Source organism: Alphaproteobacteria bacterium, from assembly GCA_019746225.1.
Lineage (GTDB): Bacteria > Pseudomonadota > Alphaproteobacteria > Paracaedibacterales > VGCI01 > VGCI01.
Map to the genome: position 1 here is coordinate 1 of JAIESE010000037.1, position 5,031 is coordinate 5,031.

Genomic DNA, 5,031 nt, shown 5'->3' on the forward strand with positions numbered 1-5,031 from the left:
AAAAATGGTCGGGACGAGAGGATTTGAACCTCCGACATCCTGCTCCCAAAGCAGGCGCGCTACCAGGCTGCGCTACGTCCCGTACTTAATTCAGTACCAACCCACAAAAATGGGCATTACTTCATTAAGTACACCATATTTTTCGGGCTGCCAAGTCATAAGTTTTGGAGATCAGTCTAATCAGCCATACAGACAAAAAAAGAGATGGGTTGAATAGCCCACCTCTTCTGGTTAAAAAGGGTATCAATGTAAATTTTAAAACTGACGTCGCTGGCGCTCAAGATCTTCTACGCACTTGTTCCGGTTGGTATCAAGAAGTTCTCGTGCCCCATGGCCAAGATTTAAGGCCTTAAATGCGGATTTTAATGGCTCATCAATAACTGAACAGTCACTTTTTAGTAAGTGAAGCTTTCTACTTGTATCAAAACATAGGTAAGCAAGGCTTCTTAATATATGAGCTGACTCAAGCTCCCTATCGGCCAATCTGAGTCCAGCATCCATCCAGCGTAATGCTATCTCAAAGCGACCGCTATTGGCTATCGAATAAGCTTCATTTTCGTGAGCCGAACGTTCTTTCTGAAGTAACTTATGCTTTTTATAAGCTAGGATAAATTTGTCCAAAGCAGTTCTGGATTCCTGGGCCGTTTGCTCCAATGGTCTTTGTTGAAGAAAGGATCGAGCCGCTGGATAATCGATGACCCCTTCTCCTGTATAACGTACATCGACGTTTATCTTACTGGATTTTATGGCTGTTGCTAACAAAACTTCCCGAGCAAAATCTATGGTTACATTGAACTCAGAAGCAAGTCGCACAAGAGCGCCTACTAATACTGGAGCAGAGGCAGAAGTGCCATCAAATGAGCCTGTAACCTGTCCTGGTCCAAAACTTTTGATGTTCGTTCCAGGAACTGCAATGAAAAAGGGTTGAAGAGACGCACAAGGTACATTGCTGAATGATGCTTTCCTTTCAACGCCATGGACAAATTCGGTGGCACCAGCAAAAATGACTCTCCCGTTTAAGGTCCTTAGAAAGTCTGATAATTTGCGGTTTTCGCCCATAGGCTCATCACGCATAATCATGTCATCGTTTCCTGCACTGAAAACAATTGTTTTGCCCTCATTCGTCAATCTACGAATAACATCTTCCATCAAGAGCCAATATTTTCCTTCATGATCCCTCATGGTAATAGACACATTAATTATTTGAATATGACTTTGACCAACTAAATGTTCGAGGCACCCTTTGACCGCTTCATGATTAAAGTTGCCAGGAGCTCCACTTTTCAGGGCATAAATTTTTGAAGAGGGGTTCATTCTCGCCAAAATAGAGGCAACTTTTGTTCCGTGGGAAGTTAGTTTACCAAATTCTAGATTCCTATAGTCTGAAATATAACTGGGCATTACTTCAGAGGTATTATCTCTTCCATTAAATACCCCAGCAAGACAACTCCTTAAATCTGTATATGCCCAATCAAACCCGGAATCAACAACGGCTGCGATAATGCCGCCACGGTCTTCGGGAAGGGAGTATACACGAAGGGCATGCCATGGGTGATCGCCATCAAATGATGGGCGTTCTGCAGCATTTATAGAGTTAACCAATAGGCCTAGTGTAAATAAGAATGATAATGCAGTTTTTTTCAATTTAGCTCCTTCTAAAATAAATGGATAAGAAATCACTTTATAAAATATATATAGATTCTATAATTTAAATTACAAGAAAAATTATGCGATAATGTTTCGAGATGAATTCCCTAGATAACTCAAATAAAGCCCCACACTTAACAGCGCCACAGCGGTACCCTGATGAAGCGTACCAAGACTGACTGGCACATGAGCAAGAAGGGTGAGGATGCCAAGGTTGAGTTGAAGGAGACTAAATCCAGCAAATAGGAGCGCAACCAGGCTGCGCTACGTCCCGTACTAAATTCAGTACCTACCCATTAAAATGGGCATTACTTTATTAAGTGCACCATATTTTTTGAGATGCAAAATCATAAGTTTTGTGTCCAAGTATTTACTACACACCAAATATAGTGACTTTAGGCTTCTCAGGGTTTGGTACCTTTTCATTAATCAGTTTTTGGAATCGTGCTTTGAAAATGAGTTCAGCAATTTCCTTATCCCGACTTTTCGCATCCATATTAGAGATAGAGGCTCGTATGAAAGCTCTATCATGGAGCATACGGTTAAGATAAACGGCTTGTCTTTGAAGCGCAGATGCTCGATCAGATTCATATCTCTCCCAATTACGAGCCAATTTGCTCATTTCGAAATGATTATCGCGGGCTGTCAAGGCATCCTGAGATTTTGAACGATAAAATTCATGATCCAGTTTAAGAGATGCCAAGAACTCTTGATGTGAATAATGAGAAGCTTCCATTCTCAATGTGCAAACATTTTTCAGAAGGCTAATTTTATCTGTAGCCGCTAAAAGAAGAAGGTTGTTTTTTTGTCGACAGGCTTCAATGTGCTCAAGCAACTCAAAGGCCGCGCATCGTTCTTGATCTTTCCAAATATCCTTTAATTCGGGCATAAGTGCATCCTTATCAGAGAGTTCACTCTCCTTCAGAGGGCTCAATCTTTCCTGGACAGCGGATTTCCCATTTTGAAATGCTTTGGTTTGAAGCTCTACAATTTTAGCATCGATATTAAAGGGCACCTGTTGGCTAACATAGATTTCTATATTTTTGATTTGCTGCTCAGCTTCGAAAATGCGCTTTTCAGCTTCTTGACGCCTATAGGCAAATTCACTGTAAGTATCAATCATATCCTGCTTGAGTATGGGAGCTTCAAGTGCTTTAGACCTTTTGAGCTCATTCCAAGCTTCCATGAAATTAATAATCCCAACGCCGGTATTCTCTACGTTGAAATGTTCATTGGTCCTTTTGATAGTTGTTCTAAAGAGCACAGTCCGAGCTGCATCAATGGTGATATTGAATTCAAGGGACAGACGAACCATGGCGCTCACAAAGACGGGCGCAGCATAAGAAGTTCCTTGGGACTTCTTACCGCTAATTGTATCTACAGTTCCAGGAGCTGAAATGAGGAAGGGAGCTAGGGTGGGATGGGGCCAATTGCTATAAGACGCCCTTTGCTCAATTCCACCACTTTTCTTCTCTGTTGCGCCAACAAAAAATACACGCCCATTTAAGGAGTGTAAAATCTCAGACAATGTTTTACCATTTGAAAGAATTAAATCCGTCATAATTTTGTTATCATTTCCTGCAGAAACGACGACCGTTTTTCCTGACCGGGCTAAATTAAAAATAGCCTCAAAAGAAATGTACCAATCAAAACCGGAGATGTTGACAACTTGAATTTCTTTAACTCCAGCAAATGTTTTCAGGACTTCATTTAAAGCGTACAAGGGTCTATGTCCACATGCACCGAGTTTGCCAGGAACAATGACCACCGGGTTCATTGCAGCACAGATACCCGCTACATCTGTCCCGTGAGTTGTTATTCTTCGAAAATCCGGCCTGGTCGGATCATAGACAACAGAGGGTGCGACATAAGTGCTGCCATCTCTTCCGTTAATTCCACGAGCGACGTTAGGACTTATTAAAGGGTGGTATACATTAAATCCGGTATCTGCTACGCCAATTTGTAAGGATGCAGAAATTTCCTGCATCGGAACTGTGAAGGTGTTAGGGTTTACTCTTAGGGCTTCCCAATAGTGAACATGCTTTGCTTGGCGTTCAGCATTCCAAAACTCTTCAGTAGCATTCGAGGTATTCGAGAAGCTTAAGAGAACGAACAGGGAATAGGATAATTTCTTCATCAGATTCATAATTATTTGCCTTTCATAGTTTAAGCTATTCATCTATATTTAAATATAGGCATTGAAAAGGATATATTAAGATATTATGTAGTCACATGATTTTCTTAATATCATTAATACATCGATAATGTATATATAATATTCAAAATTGTGAATTTCAATACCTTAACATTACGGTGTTCATTAGACATCACTTTTGAGAATTTCTCTAAAATAGATGCTAACGCATTGATTAATTATTTTTTCCTACCTAGATAGCACAAATATAGCCCCACACTTAACAGCGCCACAGCGGTACCCTGGTGAAGCGTACCAAGACTGACCGGCACATGAGCAAGAAGGGTGAGAATGCCAAGGTTGAGTTGAAGGAGACTAAATCCCGCAAATAGGAGTGCTGTCTGTTTGGTGGATAAATTGGGCGTCACCGTATAAGTCTTCCAGGCCGTATAAAGAACAAGAATCACTGTACTCATGGCGATCCATCGATGCATCCATTGAACGAGCGCTGCATTTTCAAAGAAATTAATCCATAAAGGGTGATAAAAAGCCCATTCTCCGGGGAGAAACTGCCCTTCCATCAGGGGAAAGGTATTGTAAATGAGGCCAGCTTTTAGACCTGCGACCAGGCCACCATATAAAATGGTCAGAGTAATGCCGACACAGGAAATAAGGCTTAAGCGGCCAATGATTGACGGTTCAGGTTGGGAGGCCTTTATTTGCGGGCGCATGATGTCGAGGGCTGTCCAAAACAACAGAGCATAAAGGGCAATCGCGAGGACAAGGTGAATGGTCAGGCGATAATGACTGACGGCTGGATCCTTCACCAAACCACTTTTCACCATATACCACCCCATAAATCCCTGAGAGAGCCCTAGCAATAAAGCGATTAAAGCCCGCTTTTTAAGCATAGGGGAGAGTTGGTGGCGGGCCCAGAATACAAACAACGGAATCATAAACCAAAGACCCATCAAACGACCCAGGAGGCGATGGATATATTCCATAAAGTAAATGAACTGAAAGTCGCCCAAGGACATGCCTTGATTCACAAGCTTATATTCAGGAAATTGTTGATAACTTTCAAAGGCCTCTAGCCATTGCTGATGATTTAAAGGCGGAATAATGCCCGTAATAGGCTTCCATTCCACAATCGACAACCCGGCGTGGGTTAGTCGTGTGGCCCCGCCGACCATGATCATAAGCCAAATGAGAAAACAAGTGCTAAGGAGCCAAAGAATTAAGGGGCGGTT

At 41.9% G+C, this 5,031-nt stretch carries 3 protein-coding genes and 1 tRNA gene; all 4 read right to left on the reverse strand.

Features of this window, described 5'->3' with window-relative positions:
- Positions 1-5: 5 nt before the first annotated feature.
- Positions 6-82 (reverse strand) — tRNA-Pro (locus K2Y18_06720).
- Between the two features lie 173 nt (positions 83-255).
- Positions 256-1,644 carry a S8/S53 family peptidase gene (locus tag K2Y18_06725; protein ID MBX9805427.1) on the reverse strand — a complete coding sequence of 463 codons (1,389 nt, stop codon included), beginning with the start codon at positions 1,642-1,644 and terminating at the stop codon, positions 256-258.
- 376 nt (positions 1,645-2,020) lie between these two features.
- The gene (locus K2Y18_06730) at positions 2,021-3,793 is read right to left on the reverse strand and encodes a S8/S53 family peptidase (GenBank protein MBX9805428.1); all 1,773 of its coding nucleotides are present in this window, start codon (positions 3,791-3,793) and stop codon (positions 2,021-2,023) included.
- Between the two features lie 227 nt (positions 3,794-4,020).
- On the reverse strand, positions 4,021-5,031 hold a 1,011-nt coding region (locus K2Y18_06735; protein ID MBX9805429.1), incomplete at its 5' end, for a COX15/CtaA family protein.

Excerpts from the sequence above, each read along its gene's own strand:
- K2Y18_06730 (MBX9805428.1), bottom strand. The coding sequence starts at position 3,793 with ATGAATCTGATGAAGAAATTATCCTATTCCCTGTTCGTTCTCTTAAGC.